Source organism: Microvirga pudoricolor, from assembly GCF_016892705.1.
Taxonomy (GTDB): Bacteria; Pseudomonadota; Alphaproteobacteria; order Rhizobiales; family Beijerinckiaceae; genus Microvirga; species Microvirga pudoricolor.
The window spans coordinates 25289-44560 of sequence record NZ_JAFEMB010000007.1; the positions used below are offsets into that span (position 1 = coordinate 25289).

Below are 19272 nucleotides of genomic sequence, written 5' to 3' on the forward strand. Positions count from 1 at the left end.
GTTTCCATTGGCATGGAGTCGGCACTTCTCTTTGCCGTGCGGCATTTTTGGTGGTGAACCGGATCCACTTCACCGAAAAATGCTCTAGGCTACGGTACGAACTCCTCTGCCAGATCCCGCCAGTGCGGATTGTCGCGCTCGATCAACGCAACTTTCCAAGCACGGTGCCACTTCTTGAGCTGCTTCTCACGTGCGATGGCACTGTCCGGCGTCTCGAAAGTCTCGAAATAGACAAGCCGGTCTACATTGTACTTCGCCGTAAACCCTTTCACCGCATGGGTTTTATGCTCGAAGACCCGCCTGTGAAGATCATTGGTGATGCCGATATAGATCGGGCCGTCTTTCCGGGTCGCGAGCATGTAGACATAGTAGGCCTCGATCATGCGAACCTCCCTAGCGATCCCGGATCTCCGCTGCGCTCCGTCCGGGATGACACCTGATCCCGCCCACTCAACGGATTCCCGCGGTCCCATCCGTACCGCACCGTATCGAACCGCATCCCCCTCGCATCGACCATCAGCAGCCGTCCCACCAGCCCCTCGCCGAAGCCCACGACCTCGCGGATGACCTCCATGGCCATGAGGCTGCCCATGACACCCGCAAGCGCACCCAGCACCCCGGCCTCCGCGCAGGTCGGGACCGCACCCGGCGGCGGCGGGTCGGGGAAGAGGCAGCGATAGGTGGGGTTCGGTGTGCCGTCGGGGCCCATCTCATGGGCCCGGATCGTGGTGAGGGAGCCGTCGAACTGGCCGAGCGCCGCCGTGACGAGGGGCTTTCCGGTGTGGAAACAGGCGTCCGAGACGGCGTACCGGGTCTCGAAATTGTCCGACCCGTCGGCCACGATGTCGTAGCCCTCGACCAGCGCCCCTGCGTTGTCCGGCGTGATCCGCAAGGTATGAGCCTCGACCGAGACCGCCGGATTGATCCGCCCCACGGCGGCCCTGGCGCTTTCGGCCTTGAGCCGCCCCACGTCCGGTGTCCCGTGAATGACCTGGCGCTGGAGGTTGGACAGCGAGACCGTATCGTTGTCCACGACCCCCACGGCACCAATCCCGGCTGCCGCGAGATATTGGATCAGGGGCGACCCGAGGCCTCCGGCCCCGATCACGAGGACGCGAGCGGCCTTCAGCTTCATCTGGCCGGGGCCGCCGACATCGCGCAACACGAGGTGACGCGCGTAACGATCGACCTCTTCGGACGACAGGGGCGGGGGCGGGGACGGCGGCATGGTGCGACTTTTCTCGGCGGGACGGGCCCTATCAACCATCTTCCTGAGGAAATAGGGTATCACCTTGACAGGATGCTTGGCGACATGGCCCTTCCCATGCCATCGTCAACCAGCAATCGGATAACAAATCCGAGTTGGATACCCAAAGAACCTCGATAACAGGGAACATTGCCGATGAAAGCTCGTAAATTCGGCCTCGCGCTCGCAGGTCTCGCTCTCTCCGCCACCACGGCCCTGGCTCAGGACGCGTTCAAGCCGGCCATCGTCTATGACCTCGGTGGAAAGTTCGACAAGTCCTTCAACGAGGGCGTCCATGCGGGCGCCGAGAAGTACAAGAAGGACACCGGCACCGATTACCGCGACTTCGAGCCCCAGAACGACGCTCAGCGCGAACAGGCCTTGCGCCGCTTCGCCCGCGACGGCTACTCGCCCATCGTGGCCGTGGGCTTCAGCCAGGAAACGGCCCTCAAGAAGGTGGCCGACGAATTCCCCAAGACCAAGTTCGCGATCATCGACGCGGTGGTCGAGAAGCCGAACGTCCAATCCACCGTGTTCAAGGAGCATGAGGGGTCCTTCCTGGTCGGCCTCCTGGCGGCCCAGGCCTCGAAGTCCGGCAAGGTCGGTTTCGTGGGCGGCATGGACATCCCGCTGATCCGCAAGTTCGCCTGCGGCTACGTCCAGGGCGTCAAATACGCCAAGAAGGACGCCGAGGTGTTCCAGAACATGACCGGGACCACCGGCGCGGCCTGGAACGACCCGGTGAAGGGCGGCGAACTCGCCAAGAGCCAGATCGACCGCGGCGCGGATGTGGTCTACCACGCGGCGGGCGGCACGGGTGTTGGCGTCCTTCGGGCCACGGCGGATGCGGGCAAGCTCGGCATCGGCGTCGACTCCAACCAGAATGCCCTTCATCCGGGCAAGATGCTGACCTCCATGGTCAAGCGTGTGGACGTGGCGACCTATAACGCCTTCGACCAGGCCAAGAAGGGCACCTTCAAGGCCGGCGTCAGCGCGCTTGGCCTCAACGAGGACGGCGTGGCGTGGGCGCTCGACGACAACAACAAGGCGCTCATCACGGCCGACATGAAGGCAGCTGCCGACAAGGCCGCCGACGGCATCAAGTCGGGGTCCATCAAGGTGCACGACTACATGTCGGACTCCAAGTGCCCGATGTAAGTTAAGGCTCTACCCTGCCGGACGCCGCTCACGTGAGCGGCGTCCGGTTTCGTTTTACGACTTTGCCTGTTCAAGAGGACCTGATCCCCGTTCGGAGACGCTAGAGACACATGTCACCTGCCATCGAACTGATCGACATCAACAAGAGCTTCGGCGACGTTCACGCCAACAGGAACGTGAACCTCTCGGTGGCACGTGGGACGATCCACGGCATCGTGGGCGAGAACGGCGCCGGAAAATCGACCCTGATGTCGATCCTGTACGGGTTCTACACCGCCGATTCCGGCGAGATCCGTGTCAACGGCCGGCCGGTAGCGATTCATTCCTCCAACGACGCCATCACGGCCGGGATCGGCATGGTTCACCAGCATTTCATGCTGGTGGAGCCCCTGACCGTCGTCGAGAACGTGATGCTCGGCGCCGAAGGCGGAACGTTTCTGCGCGCCGGAGAAGCGAAGGTGCGGGCCGAACTGGGGCGTCTGTCGCGGGATTATGGCCTCGACATCGATGTGGATGCGACGGTGGGCGAATTGTCCGTCGGGCTGCAGCAGCGCGTCGAGATCCTGAAGGCGCTCTACCGTGGCGCGGATATCCTGATCCTGGACGAGCCGACGGCTGTCCTGACGCCGCCCGAGGCCGATGCCTTGTTCACCCTCCTGAAGGCCCTGAAGGAACAGGGTAAGACGGTGATCCTGATCACCCACAAGCTGCGCGAGATCATGGCCATCACGGACCGGGTCTCGGTCATGCGGCGGGGCGAGATGGTGGCGACCGTGGAAACCGCCGAGACCTCACCGCCGCAGCTCGCCGAGCTGATGGTGGGCCGGCGTGTACTCCTGCGTGTCGAGAAGGCGGAGCGCGCCCCCGGCGCGCCACTGCTGCAGGTGGAGAATTTTTCCGTTATCGATTCCCGCGGCGTCCTGCGTGTCTCGAACGTGGCTCTCACGGTTCACGCGGGCGAGATCGTCGGCATTGCGGGCGTTGCGGGCAACGGCCAGAGCGAACTCCTGGAGGCGCTCGCCGGCATGCGCCGTCCGGTGCTCGGAACCATGCGTTTCGAAGGGCGCGAGATCGGCTTCGATGAGCACAACCCCCATCGCATGCGCCAGCTGGGATTGCTGCATGTGCCGGAGGACCGGCTGCGGATGGGTCTCGTGCCGGCCTTTCAGGCTTTCGAGAGCGCGGTGCTGGGCTTCAGCGACGATCCCAAGCTTGGACACGGTCCACTCCTCGATCACGATGCCATGATCGAAGACCTGAAGGCCAAGATGGCGCATTACGACGTCCGCCCGCCGAACCCGCGCCTGAAATCCTCGAAATTCTCCGGCGGCAACCAGCAGAAGATCGTGCTGGCCCGGGAGATCGAGCGCAATCCGAGGGTCTTGCTTGTCGGCCAGCCGACCCGGGGCGTCGACATCGGCGCCATCGAGTTCATCCATCGCCGCCTGATCGCCCTGCGAGACGCAGGCGTAGGCATCCTCCTGGTGTCCGTGGAGCTCGACGAGATCATGAACCTGTCGGACCGCATCCTCACCATGTGCGGCGGTCAGATCACGGGCGAGCGCAAGGCGGACGAGACCGACGAGCAGGATCTCGGCCTGCTCATGGCCGGCGTCACGGACAGGGCCGCCTGATGCAGCCCCGGATCACCCTGCTCACCCTGGGCGTCGCCGACGTCGCCAAGGCCCGCGCCTTCTACGAAGCCTGGGGCTGGAAGGCGTCCTCGGCGAGCCAAGAAGGCGTCACTTTCTTCCAGGCCAACGGCCTCGCTCTTGCGCTCTTCGGCCGCGCCGATCTGGCGGCGGACGCGGGCGTGGAGGACACGCCGACAGGTTTCTCGGCCGTTTCCATCGCCTATAACGCCCGCTCGAAAGAAGAGGCCGACGAGGTCTACGCTCTTGCCATCCGGGCAGGCGCCCGCGCCGTCAAACCGCTGCACGACGTGTTCTGGGGCGGTTATTCGGGCTATTTCGCCGATCCCGACGGCCATCTCTGGGAGGTGGCCTGGAACCCTTCCTTCCCCCTCGATGAGCAGGGTCACATGTTCCTGCCGGATTCCGCCCTGTGAGCGCTCCCCTCGATCTCCCCAAATGGGCCGATACGGTTCTCGTGCCCGCCGTGTCCGTCGTCTGCGCCTTTCTGGTGGCGGGCCTCGTGGTGCTTGCCATCGGCGAGGACCCGGTTTCGGCCACGCGGTATCTCATCCAAGGAAGCCTGGGCAGCGGCGAGGGTCTGGGCTTCACGCTGTTCTACACGACGGATTTCATCTTCACGGGCCTCGCCGTTGCGGTGGCGTATCATGCGGGCCTGTTCAACATCGGCGGCGAGGGGCAGGCGACCCTCGGCGGGCTTGGCGCAGCCCTCACGGTGCTGAACTTGAGTTTCCTGCCGGGCTTTCTGCTGATCCCCCTCGGCATCCTGGGGGCCGCTGCCTTCGGGGCCGCCTGGGCCGCGATCCCGGGCTATCTCCAGGCCAAGCGCGGCAGCCATATCGTCATCACGACGATCATGTTCAACTGGCTTGCCAGCGTGCTCATCGTCTATCTGCTGGTGAATGTGCTGCGCGAGGCGCAGTCCATGAACCCGGAGACAAGGGAGTTCCCGGCCCAGTCCCATATCCCGTTCATGCATGAGGTCTTCGCGGCCTTCGGGATCGAGATCCCGTCCTCGCAGCTCAACCTCTCGCTGATCCTGGCGCTGGCGGCGGCCTTCGGCGTCTGGCTGCTGATCTATCGCTCGCGCCTCGGCTATGCGATCCGCGTGGTCGGCTCGAACCCGACTGCCGCCGTTTATGCGGGCATCTCGCCCGCTCGCATCACGATCATCGCCATGCTGCTGTCCGGTGCTCTCGCGGGCGGTCTCGCGGTCAATGAATTGATGGGCTACCAGCACCGGCTGCTGCTCGAGTTTACGGCGGGCTACGGGTTCGTCGGCATCGCGGTGGCGCTCATGGGCCGGGCGCACCCGGTGGGCATCATCCTGGCGTCGCTGCTCTTCGGGATCCTCTATCAGGGCGGTGCCGAACTGGCCTTCGAGCAGCCCGCCATCACCCGCGACATGGTGGTGGTGATCAGCGGCATCATCATCCTGTTCGCGGGGGCGCTGGACGGGCTGTTCCGCCGCCTCGTGGTGCGTGTGCTCCATTCCACGAAAGCAGCGAGGGCCTGACCGATGGAGTTCAGCACCATCTACGCCGTCCTCGACTCGGCCCTCCGGCTCTCGATCCCGCTGCTCGCCGCCTGTCTGGCGGGCTTGTGGTCCGAGCGCTCCGGGGTGGTCGATATCGGCCTTGAGGGCAAGATGCTGGTGGCGGCCTTCGCGGCAGCGGCTGCCGCGCACGCGTTCGGGTCGGCCTGGATCGGGCTTATGGCCGGCATCGGCGCCGCCGTGGCGTTCTCGCTCATCCACGGCTTCGCGTCCATCAGCCAGCGCGGTAACCAGATCGTATCGGGCGTCGCCATCAACCTGCTGGCGGCGGGCCTGACCGCCATCGTGGGCAATGCCTGGTACGGGCAGGGCGGGCGCACGCCGCCGCTGGAAGGCGCCGAGCGCTTTCAGGATGCGCTGTTCGGCCATTCGGCCCCCGTCTATTTCGCGTTGCTGGCCGTGCCGGTAACGTGGTTCGTCCTCGCGCGCACCCGTTTCGGCCTGCGCCTGCGCGCCGTGGGCGAGAACCCGGCGGCGGTGGACACGGCGGGCATTTCCGTCACGGGCCTGCGCTATTCGGCTGTCGTCATCTGCGGCGTGTTGTGCGGCTTGGCCGGAACGTATTTGTCGGTCGGCCAATCGGCGGGCTTCCTCAACAACATGACGGCCGGCAAAGGCTTCATCGCACTGGCGGCTCTCATCTTCGCCAAATGGCGGGCCTGGCCCGCGCTCGGCGCCTGTTTCCTGTTCGGCCTGCTCGACGCGGTGGCGATCCGCCTTCAGGGCATCGCGCTGCCCGGCATCGGCGAGGTGCCGGTGCAGGCGATACAGGCGCTGCCCTATCTCATGACCATCATCCTGCTCGCGGGTGTGATCGGCACCGCCATCCCGCCCCGCGCGTCCGGTGTACCTTATGTCAAGGAGCGCTGAGATGCCCTCGCTCGATTCCCTGTTCGAGGCCGCCAAGGCGATCCAGGCCAAGGCCTATGCGCCATATTCCCGCTTCAAGGTCGGAGCCGCGATCCTGACGCCGAACGGTGGGGTTTTTACTGGCTGCAATGTGGAGAACGCAGCTTATCCGGTCGGCACCTGTGCCGAGGCGGGAGCGATCTCCGCCATGCTGGCCGGGGGCGAGAATCGCATCGAGGTCATCGTGGTGATGGGGGAGGGCGAACACCTCGTCACGCCCTGCGGCGGATGCCGCCAGCGCATTCGCGAATTCGCGGCCCCGGAGACGCCAATCCATGTGGCGGGGCCGGAGGGCATCCGCAAAAGCTTCACGCTGGAGGACCTGTTGCCCTTCTCCTTCGGGCCGGACAATTTGAGCGCATAACCTAAGAGTTGAGGGATGGAACAAAATATTCAGGAAGCGGCCGAGTTCGTTCGCGCCCGTGGCTTCGATGCCCCGTTCGCGGCGGCTTTCGTGCTCGGCACGGGATTGGGCACGCTGGCGGACGAGCTGACGGACGTCGTCAGCATTCCCTATACGGACATTCCGAATTTTCCGAAGAGCGGCGTGTCGGGTCATGCGGCCCGCCTGGTGGCCGGAACGCTGGAGGGTAAGCCTATCCTCCTGTTCCAAGGCCGCTCGCATTACTACGAAACGGGGGATGCCGGGGCCATGCGGGTGCCCGTCGGCCTCGTGAAGGCGTTGGGTCTCCGGCGGCTTGTTCTCACCAACGCGGCAGGCTCCGTGCGGGCCGAAATCCGTCCGGGCAGCCTCGTGGCGCTGAGCGATCATCTTAACCTGTCGGGCGGCAATCCACTGCTACGTGATCACACGGAAGGCCGTTTCGTATCCCTGACGGGCGCCTACGATTCCGGCCTGCGCGCCACCCTGCAAGCGGCCGCCGCCAAAACAGGGATCCAAGTGCCGGAAGGCGTCTATGCCTGGCTGTCCGGCCCGAGCTTCGAAACGCCGGCCGAAATCCGCATGGTCCAGATCCTCGGCGGCGATCTCGTGGGCATGTCCACGGTGCCGGAAGTCATTCTCGCCCGTTACTACGGGCTCGACGTCGCGTCGATCTCCGTCGTCACCAATCTGGCTGCCGGGATCGAGGGCGCGTCGCCCTCGCACCAGGAAACCAAGGATACGGCCGCTGAGGCGTCCGACAAGTTTAAGCGCCTCATCCGGGCCTTTGTGGCGGAGCTTCCCCATGACTGATGTGAATGCCGACAAAGCCGTGGCCCAACGGGCGCTGCGCTGCCTCGACCTGACGGATCTCACGGATAATTGCACCAACGCCGCCATCGACGCGCTCTGCGCCAAGGCCGTGGATCCGCGCGGACCCGTGGCGGCCGTGTGCGTGTGGCCGCAATTTGTCAGTCATGCGCGGGAAGCTTTGAAAGGCTCGTCCGTGCGGATCGCCACGGTGGTCAACTTTCCGGCCGGTGGCGAGGATATCGCTCGTGTGACCGACGACACCCGCGAGGCCCTGAGCGACGGCGCCGACGAGATCGATCTCGTCTTGCCCTACGAGGCAATCCGGCGCGGCGATCTCGACACGGCCCGGGAGATGGTGGAGGCGGTTCGCGATGTCGTGGACGGGGGCCGGCTGCTGAAAGTCATTCTCGAGACGGGCATGATTGCCGATCCGGCTCTGATCGATACCGCAAGCCGCATCGCCGTTGAGGCCGGTGCGGATTTCATCAAAACGTCCACGGGCAAGACGCCCGTATCCGCCACGCCCGAGGCGGCCGAAATCATGCTCAACGTCATCAAGGCATCCGACCGCCCGATTGGTTTGAAGCCTTCCGGGGGCATTCGCACCACGGCGGATGCGGCGTTCTATATGGGCCTCGCCGACCGCATCATGGGGCCCGGTTGGGCGACGCCTCGAACCTTCCGCATCGGGGCGAGCAGCGTTTTCGACGCATTGCTGGCGACCTTGGACGGCAAGACTACCGCACAGACGACCGGAACCTACTGACATGGCGTTTCTTCCGCAGGAAACCATTCGCATCAAGCGCGATGGCGGCGTGCTCTCGCCCGAGCACATCCAGGACTTCATCGAAGGCCTGACGGCCGGGCGCGTCTCGGAAGGGCAGGCCGCTTCCTTCGCCATGGCGGTGTTCTTTCAGGGGCTTTCGGTTCCGGAGCGCGTGGCCCTGACCCGCGCCATGACGCATTCGGGCGAGGTTCTGAAATGGGACCTGCCAGGCCCCGTTCTCGATAAGCATTCCACCGGCGGCGTGGGAGATACGATCAGTCTCGCGCTGGCTCCAGCCGTCGCGGCCTGCGGTGGCTTTGTGCCCATGATCTCGGGACGCGGCCTCGGCCATACGGGCGGCACCCTCGATAAGCTCGATTCCATTCCGGGTTATGTCTCTCAGCCGGATATCGACACGTTCCGGCGTGTGACCAAAGAGATAGGCTGCGCCATCATCGGCCAGACGGCCGATCTCGCGCCTGCCGACAAGCGCCTCTATTCCATTCGTGACGTGACGGCGACGGTGGAGTCCATCGATCTCATCACGGCCTCGATCCTGTCGAAGAAGCTCGCGGCCGGACTTCAAGGCCTCGTGATGGACGTGAAGTTCGGCACGGGCGCGTTCATGGACAACGCCGACGACGCGAAGGCCCTAGCGGAAAGCCTAGTGCTCGTGGCGAATGGAGCCGGGTTGCCGACGAGCGCATTGCTCACCGACATGAACGAACCGCTCGCGTCCGCTGCCGGCAATGCCGTCGAGGTCGCCTACATCGCCGATTATCTGACCGGCCGCCGCCGGGAGGGCCGGTTCCACGAGGTCACGGTGGAGTTGAGCGCCGAGATGCTGGTGCTGGGCCGGTTGGCGGCCAATATCGAGGAGGCGCGCGCGAAGATCGAGGATGCCATCGCGTCCGGTAAGGCAGCGGAGATTTTTGCCCGGATGGTGGTTGAACTCGGCGGGCCGTCCGATCTTCTGGAGCGTCCGGCTCAGCATCTGAAGGCTGCGCCCATCGTGCGTCCGGTCTATGCGGAGCAGAGCGGCATCGTGCAGCGCATCGCGACCCGCGATGTGGGCGTGACCGTCGTAGCTCTCGGTGGAGGCCGGACACGGCCCCAGGATCCGGTCGATCACGCGGTGGGCCTTACGGACCTCGCCGGGATCGGCGTGCGCGTCGATGCGGAGCGGCCGATCGGGATCGTGCACGCCCAAACGGAGGCTCAGGCGGAAGCGGCCGCGAAGGCGCTGCTCGAAGCATACGCGATCGATGACGGGCCTGCGGAAGGCGGGCTCATCGTGCTTGAGAGAATTGGAGCCGCAACATGACTCTGCTGGTCGCACTGACGTGGGAGCCGAAACTCTGGGTCGAGCGGTTTCAAAAACTGTTGCCCGACCGCAAGATAGCAGTGCTGGGCGAGCCCTTCGACCGGCGTACCGTCCGCTATGCCGCCACCTGGGGTCCGAAACCCGGGAGCCTGTCGGGCCTGCCGATGCTCGACGCGATCTTTTCGTTGGGTGCGGGTGTCGACCACCTCCTGTCCTATCCCGACCTTCCGGACGTTCCGATCGTGCGCGTCGCCCAGGACGACTTGACCCATCGCATGAGCGAATACGTGGTGATGCATTGCCTCATGCACCTTCGCGAGCAGCCCCGCTATGACGCGCAGCAGCGCCGGAAAGTGTGGGAGGATGACGCCTCGCCGCCAACGGCCCGGGACGTGCGCGTCGGTATCATGGGCTTTGGCGTCCTGGGCGAGGATGCCGCCCGCAAGCTCAAGGTCATGGGATTCGATGTGGCGGGATGGAGCCGCACGCCCAAGGAGATCGAGGGCTTCGCAATGTTCTCCGGCACGGAAGGACTCGACGCGTTCTTAGCCCGCACGGATATTCTTGTGACCTTGATGCCGCTCACACCTGAGACGAGAGGGATCTTGAACCGGGAGCTTTTCGGTAAGCTCGCTCGCGACGGCAGGCTCGGCGGCCCGGTTCTGATCAACCCCGGTCGCGGCAAGCTTCAGGTCGAGTCGGATATCCTGGAATGCCTCGACGACGGTACCCTGAAGGCCGCGAGCCTGGACGTGTTCGAGACGGAGCCGCTGCCGTCGGAATCCCCGCTCTGGTCTCATCCCTGCGTGATGGTCAGCCCGCACAACGCCGCCACGAGCGACCCGGACGCGACGGCCCGCTACATTGTGGACCAGATCCGGCGCTACGAGGCAGGGCAAGGCTTCCAGAACGTGGTCGACAAGGCGAGAGGCTACTAGGATCCCGAAGGGGCCAGCCGCCGGACCGACGTGATCGGTTTTGAATCCGTCCGGCGAATGCGCTCGTCGGCGACGCTCAGGGGCTCGATCATCACCGTCATGGTGTAGCCTGTCGCGTGCAGGAGATGGGTTTCGTCCATCATCAGGCCCACATGGCCCTTCCAGAACACGAGATCGCCGCGCCGGAGGCCGCCGAGATCCGACCGAAGGTCGAGGGGCTCGCCGAGTTGCTGCTCCTGCATGTCGCTGTCACGAGGGGCCCCAATGCCCGCGGCCGCCAACGCGGTCTGCGCAAGGCCGGAGCAGTCGATGCCGAGGCTCGTCTTCCCGCCCCAGAGATAGGGCACATGCAGGAAGCGTTCCGCGACGCTCACATAGTCCGTCTCCACCGCTTCGCGCTCTGCGAGATGTGCCGCGAAGATAAAGCCACCATCGGCCAGTTCCGCGAAATGGCCATCAACCCGCGCCACGGCCACAAGCGAGTTCATCGTCAGGTGATCGACGTGGGGAAGCTTGATGTTCGGGCCCGGATAGATGAAGGAGCGGGTTGTGCGAACCCGGTGGGTCGGAGCGGGCCCCGGATCGCCCAAGGCCATCGACGGCACGTAGCCCATGTAACCGTCCGTCTGGAGCTGAACCCAGGCCCAGCCCTCATGCTCGTCGTAGACCACCACGGGTTCACCCCGGATCGCTTGCGTGTCGAGCGGGGCCTCGCGGGAGGGATGGCGATGGACCGGAGCAAAGGAGCTTAAGACGCGCTTGGCCGTTCCGGTGGTGAAGCGCTCGGCCTCCACTTGGCCCCGAAGGCGCTCATCGGCGAGGTCGGGGCGGGATGGCGTGATCCGCCGGTCGAAAGTCATAGGGCAAGCTCCTTGGCGCGCGCCGTGATGATATCCCCTAACCGCTCCACGGCCAATGCGCCAGCGGGCGTCCGCTGGATGACCACGTTGCGGCGGTCCGTCTCATCGCGGTGACGGGCGACGAGGTCGAGCTTGCCCATGCTGTCGAGCGCTCGCGTGATGACCGGCTTCGTGACCTGCAGCTTCCTGGCGAGGCCCCGCACCGTATGAGGCGGAGTCTCGAGATAGATCGTGAGCAGGATCGCAATCTGACGCACCGACAGATCGGCACCGTCGTGAACCAGATCGAGGTTCACGTGGTGCCATAATGTGAGGGATTGGAAGGCGCGTAACTCGACGGGCATATCGGCTCCACTTCCAGGGCGGTATTATTCGCGCCCGCCCTGGCCGTGCAATCGATGCCTGCCGCTATGCTTTAGGAACCGTAACGATCTCGGATCAGCGCATACATGAGCCGCGCCGCCTGGATGTCGCCGCCCTCGGGGCGACCGGGCCTGGCGGCGGCGTTCCAGTTATAGATGTCGAAATGGACATGCGCCCCGGCCTCCGACACGAAGCGACGCAGGAAAAGAGCCGCCGTGATCGAGCCCGCCATGGGGCCGCCCACATGGTTGACGTCGGCGATCTTCGAATCGAGCTGCGCCTGATAGGGTGCCCAGAGCGGCAGGCGCCACACGGGATCGTTCACCACCATGCCTGTGCGGGCGATGTCGGCGGCAAGATCGTCGTCGTCGGTATAGAAGGGCGGCAATTCGGGACCAAGAGCCACGCGGGCGGCGCCCGTCAGGGTCGCGAAATCGACGATGAGGTCCGGCTTTTCCTCGTCTGCCAGGGCCAGCGCATCCGCCAGGATCAGGCGGCCTTCCGCATCCGTGTTGCCGATTTCGACCGTGATGCCCTTGCGGCTCGGCAGGATATCGCCGGGCCGGAAGGCATTCCCCGCGATGGCGTTCTCCACCGCCGGGACCAGCACCCGCAGCCGTACGGGGAGACCGGCGCCCATGATCATGCTGGCAAGCGCGAGAGTGGTGGCTGCGCCGCCCATATCCTTTTTCATGAGCAGCATGGAAGCCGGCGGCTTGATGTCGAGCCCGCCCGTATCGAACGCCACGCCCTTGCCCACGAGCGTGATCTTCGGCGCGTTCTCATCGCCCCACGTGAAGTCGATGAGACGCGGCGGGGTCGTGGAGGCGCGGCCGACCGCGTGGATCATGGGAAAGTTCTGCGCCAGCAGGTCGTCGCCGACAATGCTGGTGAACCGCGCCCCATGACGCTCGGCCAGGATACGGGCGGCGTCCTCAATGCCGTCCGGCCCGAGATCGTTGGTGGGCGTGTTGATGAGATCGCGGCTGCGCGCCAAAGATTCGGCGATGCGTGTCACGTCCTCAGCATCGACACCGTTCGGCACGACGAGGCGCGCTTTCTTGTCCGGGCGCTTGCGGTAGCGGTTGAACGAATAGGCGCTGAACAGCCATGCCAGCGTGGCAAGCTTCGCATCGGGAGCCGGCGTCTCGAACCGATAGGTGCCCTCCGGCAACAGGGTCGCGAGCTTGCCGACCAGAAACGGATCGGGCCGCTTGGCGTCCGGCGCGTCGAGGCCGAACAGGACGCCGTGCAGCGCGCCGTCGGAGCCAGGCAGAAGGCAGTGCGAGCCCGCTTTCGCCTCGAACCCCTGTGCCTTGGCAAAGCCTGCCGCAAGCGGCGGGAGCATGGCCTGAACCTCCGGCCATGTCGACGCCGTGACGAGCCAGATCGGAAGCGCGGAATCGGTTGAGGCGGCGAGAAGCGGATGGGGCATGGCGTAACTCGATGATGGAGAATGGCTGCCTATGCGGCGGAGCGGCTGCGACCGATTTTGAAGAGGCCCGCGATGAGGGCACCTTGCGGCACCTTGATCGTCGTGGCGATTCCATGCCTTTCGAGGGCTGTTACGTAAAGGTCGGCTCGTGGAGAATTCGCCACGATGGTCACCCGCGCCGGGCGGTTGAACTGGGACAGGGCGCCATTGATTTCGTCACCGGTCAAAAGGCCTGAGAGATAGGGTGCGAGCAGATTGCTCGCCATTTGGCCCGACACGACGGCAGCCCTCGCCCCAAACAGCAGGTGCAGCAGCCCAACATGATGGGCGTCGTCGCTGCCGTTGTTGCGCTCGGCCGCCTCGAGACCCATCGCGAAGCCTCTCGAGTCCTCGGGCTCGGTGGCCGGGCGGCCGATCATCGAGTGCTCCCGCAGGAGCGCGTACATCTCGCCCGTCATGTACGTGGCGAAGCGCTCGATTCGGCCACCGCGCATCTCGATCCATTTGGGATGCGTTCCCGGCAGGCAGACGAGGCCGTCCTCGACGCCGGAGCCGAGAACGAGCGTTTCCTCCCCCCGCATCACGTCGGCGGCGCCCGGCGCCGGCGCGCAGGTGAGCCCCGGCACAATATAGGCCCGACGCCCGTTCCCGATCTCCACCGGCATCAGGGCCTCGGCGATCTCGGCGGATCCTGCCGGGCAGGTGGCATAAGGCGCCATGGCCCAGCCCTCGCGGCTTCCCACCATCCCGACGAGCAGGATCGGTGCATCCGGGTTCGCCGCGAGCCAGGTGCCGCAGCGCTTCAGGAACACATCGCGATGCTGTCCGGCCTGAAGGTTCGACACGCCCTCTTCGGACGAGACCTCGTCGAGGATGGTCTCATTATCGAGCAGGTATCCGCGAAAGCGCGACGTGCCCCAATCGGCGACGATGAAGCGCATCAGCGGGTGCCGTACATCCGGTCGCCTGCGTCTCCCAAGCCCGGCTCGATATAGCCGTGGTCGTTCAGGCGCTCGTCGATGGAGGCGGTCCAGATGTCGACGTCGGGATGCGAGCCGCGCAGCTTCTCGATTCCCTCGGGCGCCGCGAGAAGGCACACGAACCGCAGATCCTTGGCGCCGCGCTCCTTCAGGCGGTCGATGGCCGCAACCGCCGAGTTCGCGGTGGCCAGCATCGGATCGAGCACCAGAACCATGCGGTCGGCGAGATCGGACGGTGCCTTGAAGTAATACTCCACCGCCTGCAGTGAATCCGGATCCCGGTAGAGGCCGATATGCGCTACGCGAGCTGCGGGCACGAGCGTCAGCATGCCATCGAGGAAGCCGACGCCGGCCCGCAAGATGGGCGCGAAGACGAGCTTCTTGCCGGCGATTTGAGCGCCTTCCATTTTGGTGAGAGGCGTCTCGATCTCGATCCGCTCGATGGGGAGGTCGCGGGTGACCTCGTAGCAGAGCAGCATGCCGATCTCGTTGAGGAGCTGGCGGAAGCCCTTCGTCGAACGCTCCTTGTCCCGCATCAGCGTCAGCTTGTGCTGAACGAGGGGGTGATCGACCACGGTGACGCCCTGCATGCCTTTTGCCCTTGTGATTGCCGTATGCTGTTTCATTTAAAACACTGTTCCGTCGCTGACGACCGTGAGGGGCGGGGAGCCGTCGCCTCGCTTTTCCTTGGCCAGCCTGCGCCCTGTCGCCCAGGTGCCTCCTTCGAGCGCCTTCGCTAGGGGAAAATCCTCTGACCGGAACCCTAGCTTGGATCGGATCGGGTCCGCAATCCGGTCGAGAAGCGCCACCGTTAGTGCGCGCCATTCGACGACGAGGCGGGAATCGACCGTGTGGGGAAACTTCGCGTCCGATGGATTTTTCAGGGCGATCACCTCCGAATCGAGGAAAAGGCCGCCATTGCGGTATTCAGGCAGGCCCGTCAGCCCGTCGACCTCCTCCACCGTGTAGCCCGCCCACTCCAATGGCTCGATGAGCGAGTAGGACAGCCACTGGGACAGTTTGTGGAAGGGGATGAGGCCTCTGGTTTCGTCAGGCGCCTCCACCAGCGGGTGGCGCCATGTGTCGCCGAGATCGATGCCGCCGAGCTTGATCCGCCCGGGCCAGATCGGGCCCAGATAGGTGAGCAACGCCTCCAGGATGGCTGTGGCCTTAATCGTTTCGTTCTGGGCCGTTGCCGCGATCACGTCGAACAGGCCGCCGGGACGCGGATCGTCGTGCTGGCCGAAAATGTCCGGGTTCGTGGCCACGACCCGGCCGAGCCTGTTGAGCAGCGAGACGCGGCCCTCGAGGCCCACCAACGGGTTGTCCGGCCCGACTTGAAAGCCTGTCGCCAAGTCCTCGACGGTCAGCCCCATCAGCACATCCGCATCGACCCGGAACGGATCCTCAGGACGGCTCGAGAAGGCGCCTCCGATGAACATGTCGAAACTCGCGACCGCGAGGCCTTCGGAGCGCGCGAAGGTCTCGCCTGTGCGGCCTTCCTCGTAGCGCCATTGCGGACCGGCGCCCGCGTCGAGTAGCACCGACACGATGGCGAGATCGAAGGCCGCGCGGGCCAGCGCCGCGTGGCTCTCCCACGGGCCGCCTTCCATAAGGGCCTCCCAGCGGGGGTGCCCGCCTGCCGTGAAATGGCGCCAACGGGCATGGAAGGGAATGTCGAGGGACGGATAGGCTTCGCGGATCGTCTTGACCACCTCGTCGGCGCAAGAATCGAGTTTGCCGAGATCGACCGTGAAATGATCCAGAAGCCCGGCGAGCCCGGCCTCCAGCAATTGGTGCGAGCGCTCGCGCACGGCGGCGGCGGTCAGGAGGCGTTTGGCGGCCTCGGTCTCCGAGGATGGAATAGTCTGATCCGTCACATAAGGCTCCAGCGCTCTCGGACGAGAGACCTAGGATATAAAACAATGGCTCATCCTGAGGAGAGGCGTGAGCCAATTCCCTCGGCCCTCAGCCCGAGGAGCCGCTTTAGCGGCATCTCGAAGGAGGATCCAGAGAGCAATGGAGACGCCTCGCCCTTCGAGACGCTTCGCTCCTCAGGGTGAGGCTTCGAGGTAGGCCTGCAACTTTCCTCGGAATGAGGGTTGAGAGCGGAAACTTGCCCTACCGCTAGCCCAACTCCCGTGAAAGGGAAACAGCCTAAAACCGCTCGAGATCGCGGCCCTTGACCTTGCCGAGATCCGACGCATCCGGCGCACCCTCGGGGGTGTAGTAGCCTGCGGCCTTCTTGGCCTCGAGCTCCACCTGGGCGTCGGGTGGCACGAGTTCGGCCGGGATCGGCACCCGCTCCACCACCTCGATGCCTGAGCCCGTGATGGCGTCGTATTTCATGTTCGACATCGACATGAGTCGGTCGATGCGGCGGATGCCGAGCCAGTGCAGCACGTCCGGCATGAGCTGCTGGAAGCGCGCGTCCTGCACGCCCGCCACGCATTCGGTGCGTTCGAAATAGGTCGAGGCGGAATCGCCGCCCTCCTGGCGCTTGCGGGCGTTGTAGACCAGGAACTTGGTGACCTCACCCAGAGCGCGGCCTTCCTTGCGGTTATAGGCGATGACGCCCACGCCGCCTCCTTGGGCTTCGCGCACCGCCTCCTCGATGCCATGCACCAGGTAGGGGCGGCAGGTGCAGATATCGGAGCCGAACACGTCCGAGCCGTTGCACTCGTCATGCACCCGGCAGGAGATCCGGGTCTTGGGGTTGCCGAGGGCCGCGACGTCGCCAACGACGTAGACCGTGATGTTGCCGATGGGCGGCAGGAACACGCTCATGTCGGGCCGGGTCACGAGTTCGGGGAACATGCCGCCCGTCTGCTCGAACAGGGTCCGGCGCAGCTCGCCTTCCGAGGTGCCGAACCGCGCCGCGACGCCCGGCAGGTACCAGACCGGATCAACCGCGATCTTCGTCACCGAGATGTCGCCCGTTTCATGAAGGATGTGCCCGTCCGCCGCGATGCGCTTGGCTCCCATGGCGGACAGGATCTCCGGCATGTTGAGGCGCGCCTTGGTGATGGCGATGGTAGGCCGGATGTCGACGCCGCCCGCGATCTCTTCCCGAAAAACCTGCCCGACCAAGTGACCCCACGGATCGAGGGAGACGATCTTGCCGGGTTCCGACCATTGCGGGTGAGGGCCGATTTCGGCCGTCGGATGGGTGTTGTGCAGATCGGGCCGCGCCAGGGGGTTCAGGGCGCGGGCGGAGATCGCGAGAGCCCGGTAGAGCGAATAGGAGCCGCCATGGGCGCCGATCACGTTGCGATCCGCCGGGTTGGTCACCGACCCGATGATGGGCCCACGCTCCCGGGGATCCTCCGCGCCCCAGCGGATGGGCATGCGGGCCACGGCGGCGTTGGGCTCGGGATGGGAGGTCAGGCGGATATGGGTCGAACGGTTGGGCGAGTTCATGAACGATACTTCCACGCCGGAACGGGAAGACTCTCCAGGACCTCGAAACGGATCGTGCAGAGAGCCTCCTGACGATCCTTGGGAATCTGATCCAAAGTTTCGGAGACGTCAACGGCACTTGGGGTCACCCCTCCTATCCGCGGATGTCGAGTTTGCCCAATACTCACTCCCTCTCCCGGCCGGAAGAGGGGATGGCGCCATTCGTTACCCCAACTCTCCCGTTCGGGGTGGGGCAACCTGAGTTGTCACACCCACGCTGCTCCCTTGCCCAAGGGCGGAACGCCTAAGTGCTTCAGCACCGTGGCGCCGATATCGGCGAAGCTCTCGCGTCGTCCAATGGTGCCCGGCGTGACGCCGGGCCCGAAGGTGAGGATCGGGCTGTGCTCGCGGGTGTGGTCCGTACCGCGCCAGGAGGGGTCGTTGCCGTGGTCGGCCGTGATGATCACGAGGTCGCCCTCCTGCAGGGCCTCTTCGATCTCGGGCACCCGCCGGTCGAAGGCTTCGAGCGCTGCCGCGTAGCCCGGGATGTCCCTGCGGTGGCCGAATTCCGTATCGAAGTCCACCAGATTGGCGAAAACGAAGCCGCCATCGGCGAAGGTGCGCAGGGCCTCGATGGCAGCCGTCAGGCAGGCGTCGTTGCCGTGGGGCTTGATCTCCTGGCCCGTGCTGCGATGGGCGAAGATGTCGCCGATCTTGCCCACCGTCACGATCTGGCGGCCCGCTTTGGCAAGAACGTCCAGGATCGTGTCCGAGGGCGGCTGGACGGCGAAATCCTTGCGGTTGCCCGTGCGCCGGAAGCCCTGCGCCTCGTCGCCGACGAAGGGGCGGGCGATGACCCGGCCGATCTTGTAGGGGTCGCACAGAACCCGCACGAGCCGGCACAGGTCGTAGAGCCGCTCCAGCCCAAAGGTCTCTTCATGGGCGGCGATCTGGAACACGCTGTCCACGGACGTGTAGCAGATCGGTTTGCCGGTGCGCATGTGCTCGGACCCGTACTCGTCGATGATGGCGGTGCCGGAGGCGTGCTTGTCGCCGAGGATTCCGGGCAGCCCGGCCTGGGTCACGATGGCGTCGGTCAGCTCCGCCGGGAAGGTCGGGACTGTATCCGGGAAGTAGCCCCAGTTGAACCTCACGGGCAGGCCCGCGATCTCCCAATGGCCCGAGGGAGTGTCCTTGCCGTTCGACGTTTCGACCCCATAGCCCCAGGCGCCTTTCAAGGCGGCGGGCGGCTCGAGGTTTGGCGGCATCCGGCCCGTGGAAGCCTGGCAGGCCAGGCCGAGGCCCAGGGCCGCCATGTGGGGAAGGCTGAGAGGCCCCTCGCGCAGGCCTGGCTGGTCGCCCTGGCCCCTCGCGCAGGCCTCGGCGATGTGGCCCACGGTGTCGGCGCCCGCATCCCCATAGGCGGCCGCGTCCTCCGCGCCGCCGACGCCGACGGAATCGAGCACAATCACGAGGACGCGGGGCATGGGAC

20 protein-coding genes are annotated in these 19272 nt (G+C 65.3%); 10 read left to right on the forward strand and 10 right to left on the reverse strand.

Features of this window, described 5'->3' with window-relative positions:
- Positions 1 to 89: 89 nt before the first annotated feature.
- Together ILT42_RS19375 and ILT42_RS19380 are read right to left on the reverse strand one after the other, a co-directional pair.
- Positions 90 to 383, reverse strand: coding sequence for a GIY-YIG nuclease family protein (locus tag ILT42_RS19375; protein WP_204217537.1), 294 nt, complete (start codon positions 381 to 383; stop codon positions 90 to 92).
- A complete protein-coding gene (locus ILT42_RS19380) occupies positions 380 to 1228 on the reverse strand; it encodes a HesA/MoeB/ThiF family protein (RefSeq protein ID WP_204217538.1) in 849 nt (282 codons plus the stop codon). The genes ILT42_RS19375 and ILT42_RS19380 overlap by 4 nt, the downstream gene beginning before the upstream one ends.
- Positions 1229 to 1402: 174 nt before the next feature.
- Between ILT42_RS19380 and ILT42_RS19385 the strand changes: the two genes are divergently transcribed.
- The 10 genes from ILT42_RS19385 (at position 1403) to ILT42_RS19430 (ending at position 10743) form a co-directional block, all read left to right on the forward strand.
- Positions 1403 to 2404 carry a BMP family lipoprotein gene (locus ILT42_RS19385; RefSeq protein ID WP_204217539.1) on the forward strand — a complete coding sequence of 334 codons (1002 nt, stop codon included), beginning with the start codon at positions 1403 to 1405 and terminating at the stop codon, positions 2402 to 2404.
- A gap of 110 nt (positions 2405 to 2514) precedes the next feature.
- A complete protein-coding gene (locus ILT42_RS19390; RefSeq protein WP_204217540.1) occupies positions 2515 to 4038 on the forward strand; it encodes an ABC transporter ATP-binding protein in 1524 nt (507 codons plus the stop codon).
- Positions 4038 to 4472 carry a VOC family protein gene (locus ILT42_RS19395; RefSeq protein ID WP_204217541.1) on the forward strand — a complete coding sequence of 145 codons (435 nt, stop codon included), beginning with the start codon at positions 4038 to 4040 and terminating at the stop codon, positions 4470 to 4472. Before ILT42_RS19390 ends, ILT42_RS19395 begins: the two co-directional genes overlap by 1 nt.
- Positions 4469 to 5572 carry an ABC transporter permease gene (locus ILT42_RS19400; RefSeq protein WP_204217542.1) on the forward strand — a complete coding sequence of 368 codons (1104 nt, stop codon included), beginning with the start codon at positions 4469 to 4471 and terminating at the stop codon, positions 5570 to 5572. The genes ILT42_RS19395 and ILT42_RS19400 overlap by 4 nt, the downstream gene beginning before the upstream one ends.
- 3 nt (positions 5573 to 5575) lie before the next feature.
- A complete protein-coding gene (locus ILT42_RS19405) occupies positions 5576 to 6481 on the forward strand; it encodes an ABC transporter permease (protein ID WP_204217543.1) in 906 nt (301 codons plus the stop codon).
- 1 nt (position 6482) lies between these two features.
- Positions 6483 to 6884: a cytidine deaminase gene (cdd, locus tag ILT42_RS19410; RefSeq protein WP_204217544.1), complete on the forward strand. Its 402-nt coding sequence runs from the start codon at positions 6483 to 6485 to the stop codon at positions 6882 to 6884.
- A gap of 15 nt (positions 6885 to 6899) precedes the next feature.
- Positions 6900 to 7715 (forward strand): purine-nucleoside phosphorylase, encoded by an 816-nt coding sequence (locus tag ILT42_RS19415; protein ID WP_204217545.1) that lies wholly within the window; start codon positions 6900 to 6902, stop codon positions 7713 to 7715.
- Positions 7708 to 8481: a deoxyribose-phosphate aldolase gene (gene deoC / locus ILT42_RS19420; protein WP_204217546.1), complete on the forward strand. Its 774-nt coding sequence runs from the start codon at positions 7708 to 7710 to the stop codon at positions 8479 to 8481. The genes ILT42_RS19415 and deoC overlap by 8 nt, the downstream gene beginning before the upstream one ends.
- Position 8482: 1 nt before the next feature.
- Positions 8483 to 9805, forward strand: coding sequence for a thymidine phosphorylase (deoA, locus tag ILT42_RS19425; protein WP_204217547.1), 1323 nt, complete (start codon positions 8483 to 8485; stop codon positions 9803 to 9805).
- On the forward strand, positions 9802 to 10743 hold the full coding sequence (locus tag ILT42_RS19430; RefSeq protein ID WP_204217548.1) for a 2-hydroxyacid dehydrogenase: 942 nt from the start codon (positions 9802 to 9804) through the stop codon (positions 10741 to 10743). Before deoA ends, ILT42_RS19430 begins: the two co-directional genes overlap by 4 nt.
- On the opposite strand, the gene ILT42_RS19435 is transcribed toward ILT42_RS19430, so the two are convergent.
- The 8 genes from ILT42_RS19435 to ILT42_RS19470 form a co-directional block, all read right to left on the reverse strand.
- Positions 10740 to 11603 carry a C40 family peptidase gene (locus tag ILT42_RS19435; RefSeq protein ID WP_204217549.1) on the reverse strand — a complete coding sequence of 288 codons (864 nt, stop codon included), beginning with the start codon at positions 11601 to 11603 and terminating at the stop codon, positions 10740 to 10742. The genes ILT42_RS19430 and ILT42_RS19435 overlap by 4 nt on opposite strands.
- On the reverse strand, positions 11600 to 11947 hold the full coding sequence (locus ILT42_RS19440) for a MarR family transcriptional regulator (protein WP_204217550.1): 348 nt from the start codon (positions 11945 to 11947) through the stop codon (positions 11600 to 11602). The genes ILT42_RS19435 and ILT42_RS19440 overlap by 4 nt, the downstream gene beginning before the upstream one ends.
- 71 nt (positions 11948 to 12018) lie before the next feature.
- On the reverse strand, positions 12019 to 13401 hold the full coding sequence (locus ILT42_RS19445; protein ID WP_204217551.1) for a leucyl aminopeptidase family protein: 1383 nt from the start codon (positions 13399 to 13401) through the stop codon (positions 12019 to 12021).
- Between the two features lie 29 nt (positions 13402 to 13430).
- The gene (locus ILT42_RS19450) at positions 13431 to 14342 is read right to left on the reverse strand and encodes a 2-dehydro-3-deoxygalactonokinase (protein ID WP_204217552.1); all 912 of its coding nucleotides are present in this window, start codon (positions 14340 to 14342) and stop codon (positions 13431 to 13433) included.
- Complete coding sequence (gene upp / locus ILT42_RS19455) at positions 14342 to 14971, reverse strand: uracil phosphoribosyltransferase (protein ID WP_204217553.1); 630 nt, start codon at positions 14969 to 14971, stop codon at positions 14342 to 14344. Before upp ends, ILT42_RS19450 begins: the two co-directional genes overlap by 1 nt.
- Before the next feature lie 36 nt (positions 14972 to 15007).
- A complete protein-coding gene (locus ILT42_RS19460; protein ID WP_204217554.1) occupies positions 15008 to 16261 on the reverse strand; it encodes a URC4/urg3 family protein in 1254 nt (417 codons plus the stop codon).
- 277 nt (positions 16262 to 16538) lie between these two features.
- Positions 16539 to 17801, reverse strand: a complete 1263-nt coding sequence (locus ILT42_RS19465; protein ID WP_204217555.1) for a GTP cyclohydrolase II — start codon at positions 17799 to 17801, stop codon at positions 16539 to 16541.
- A 245-nt stretch (positions 17802 to 18046) separates the two neighbouring features.
- Positions 18047 to 19267: a phosphopentomutase gene (locus ILT42_RS19470; RefSeq protein ID WP_204217556.1), complete on the reverse strand. Its 1221-nt coding sequence runs from the start codon at positions 19265 to 19267 to the stop codon at positions 18047 to 18049.
- Positions 19268 to 19272: the final 5 nt, after the last annotated feature.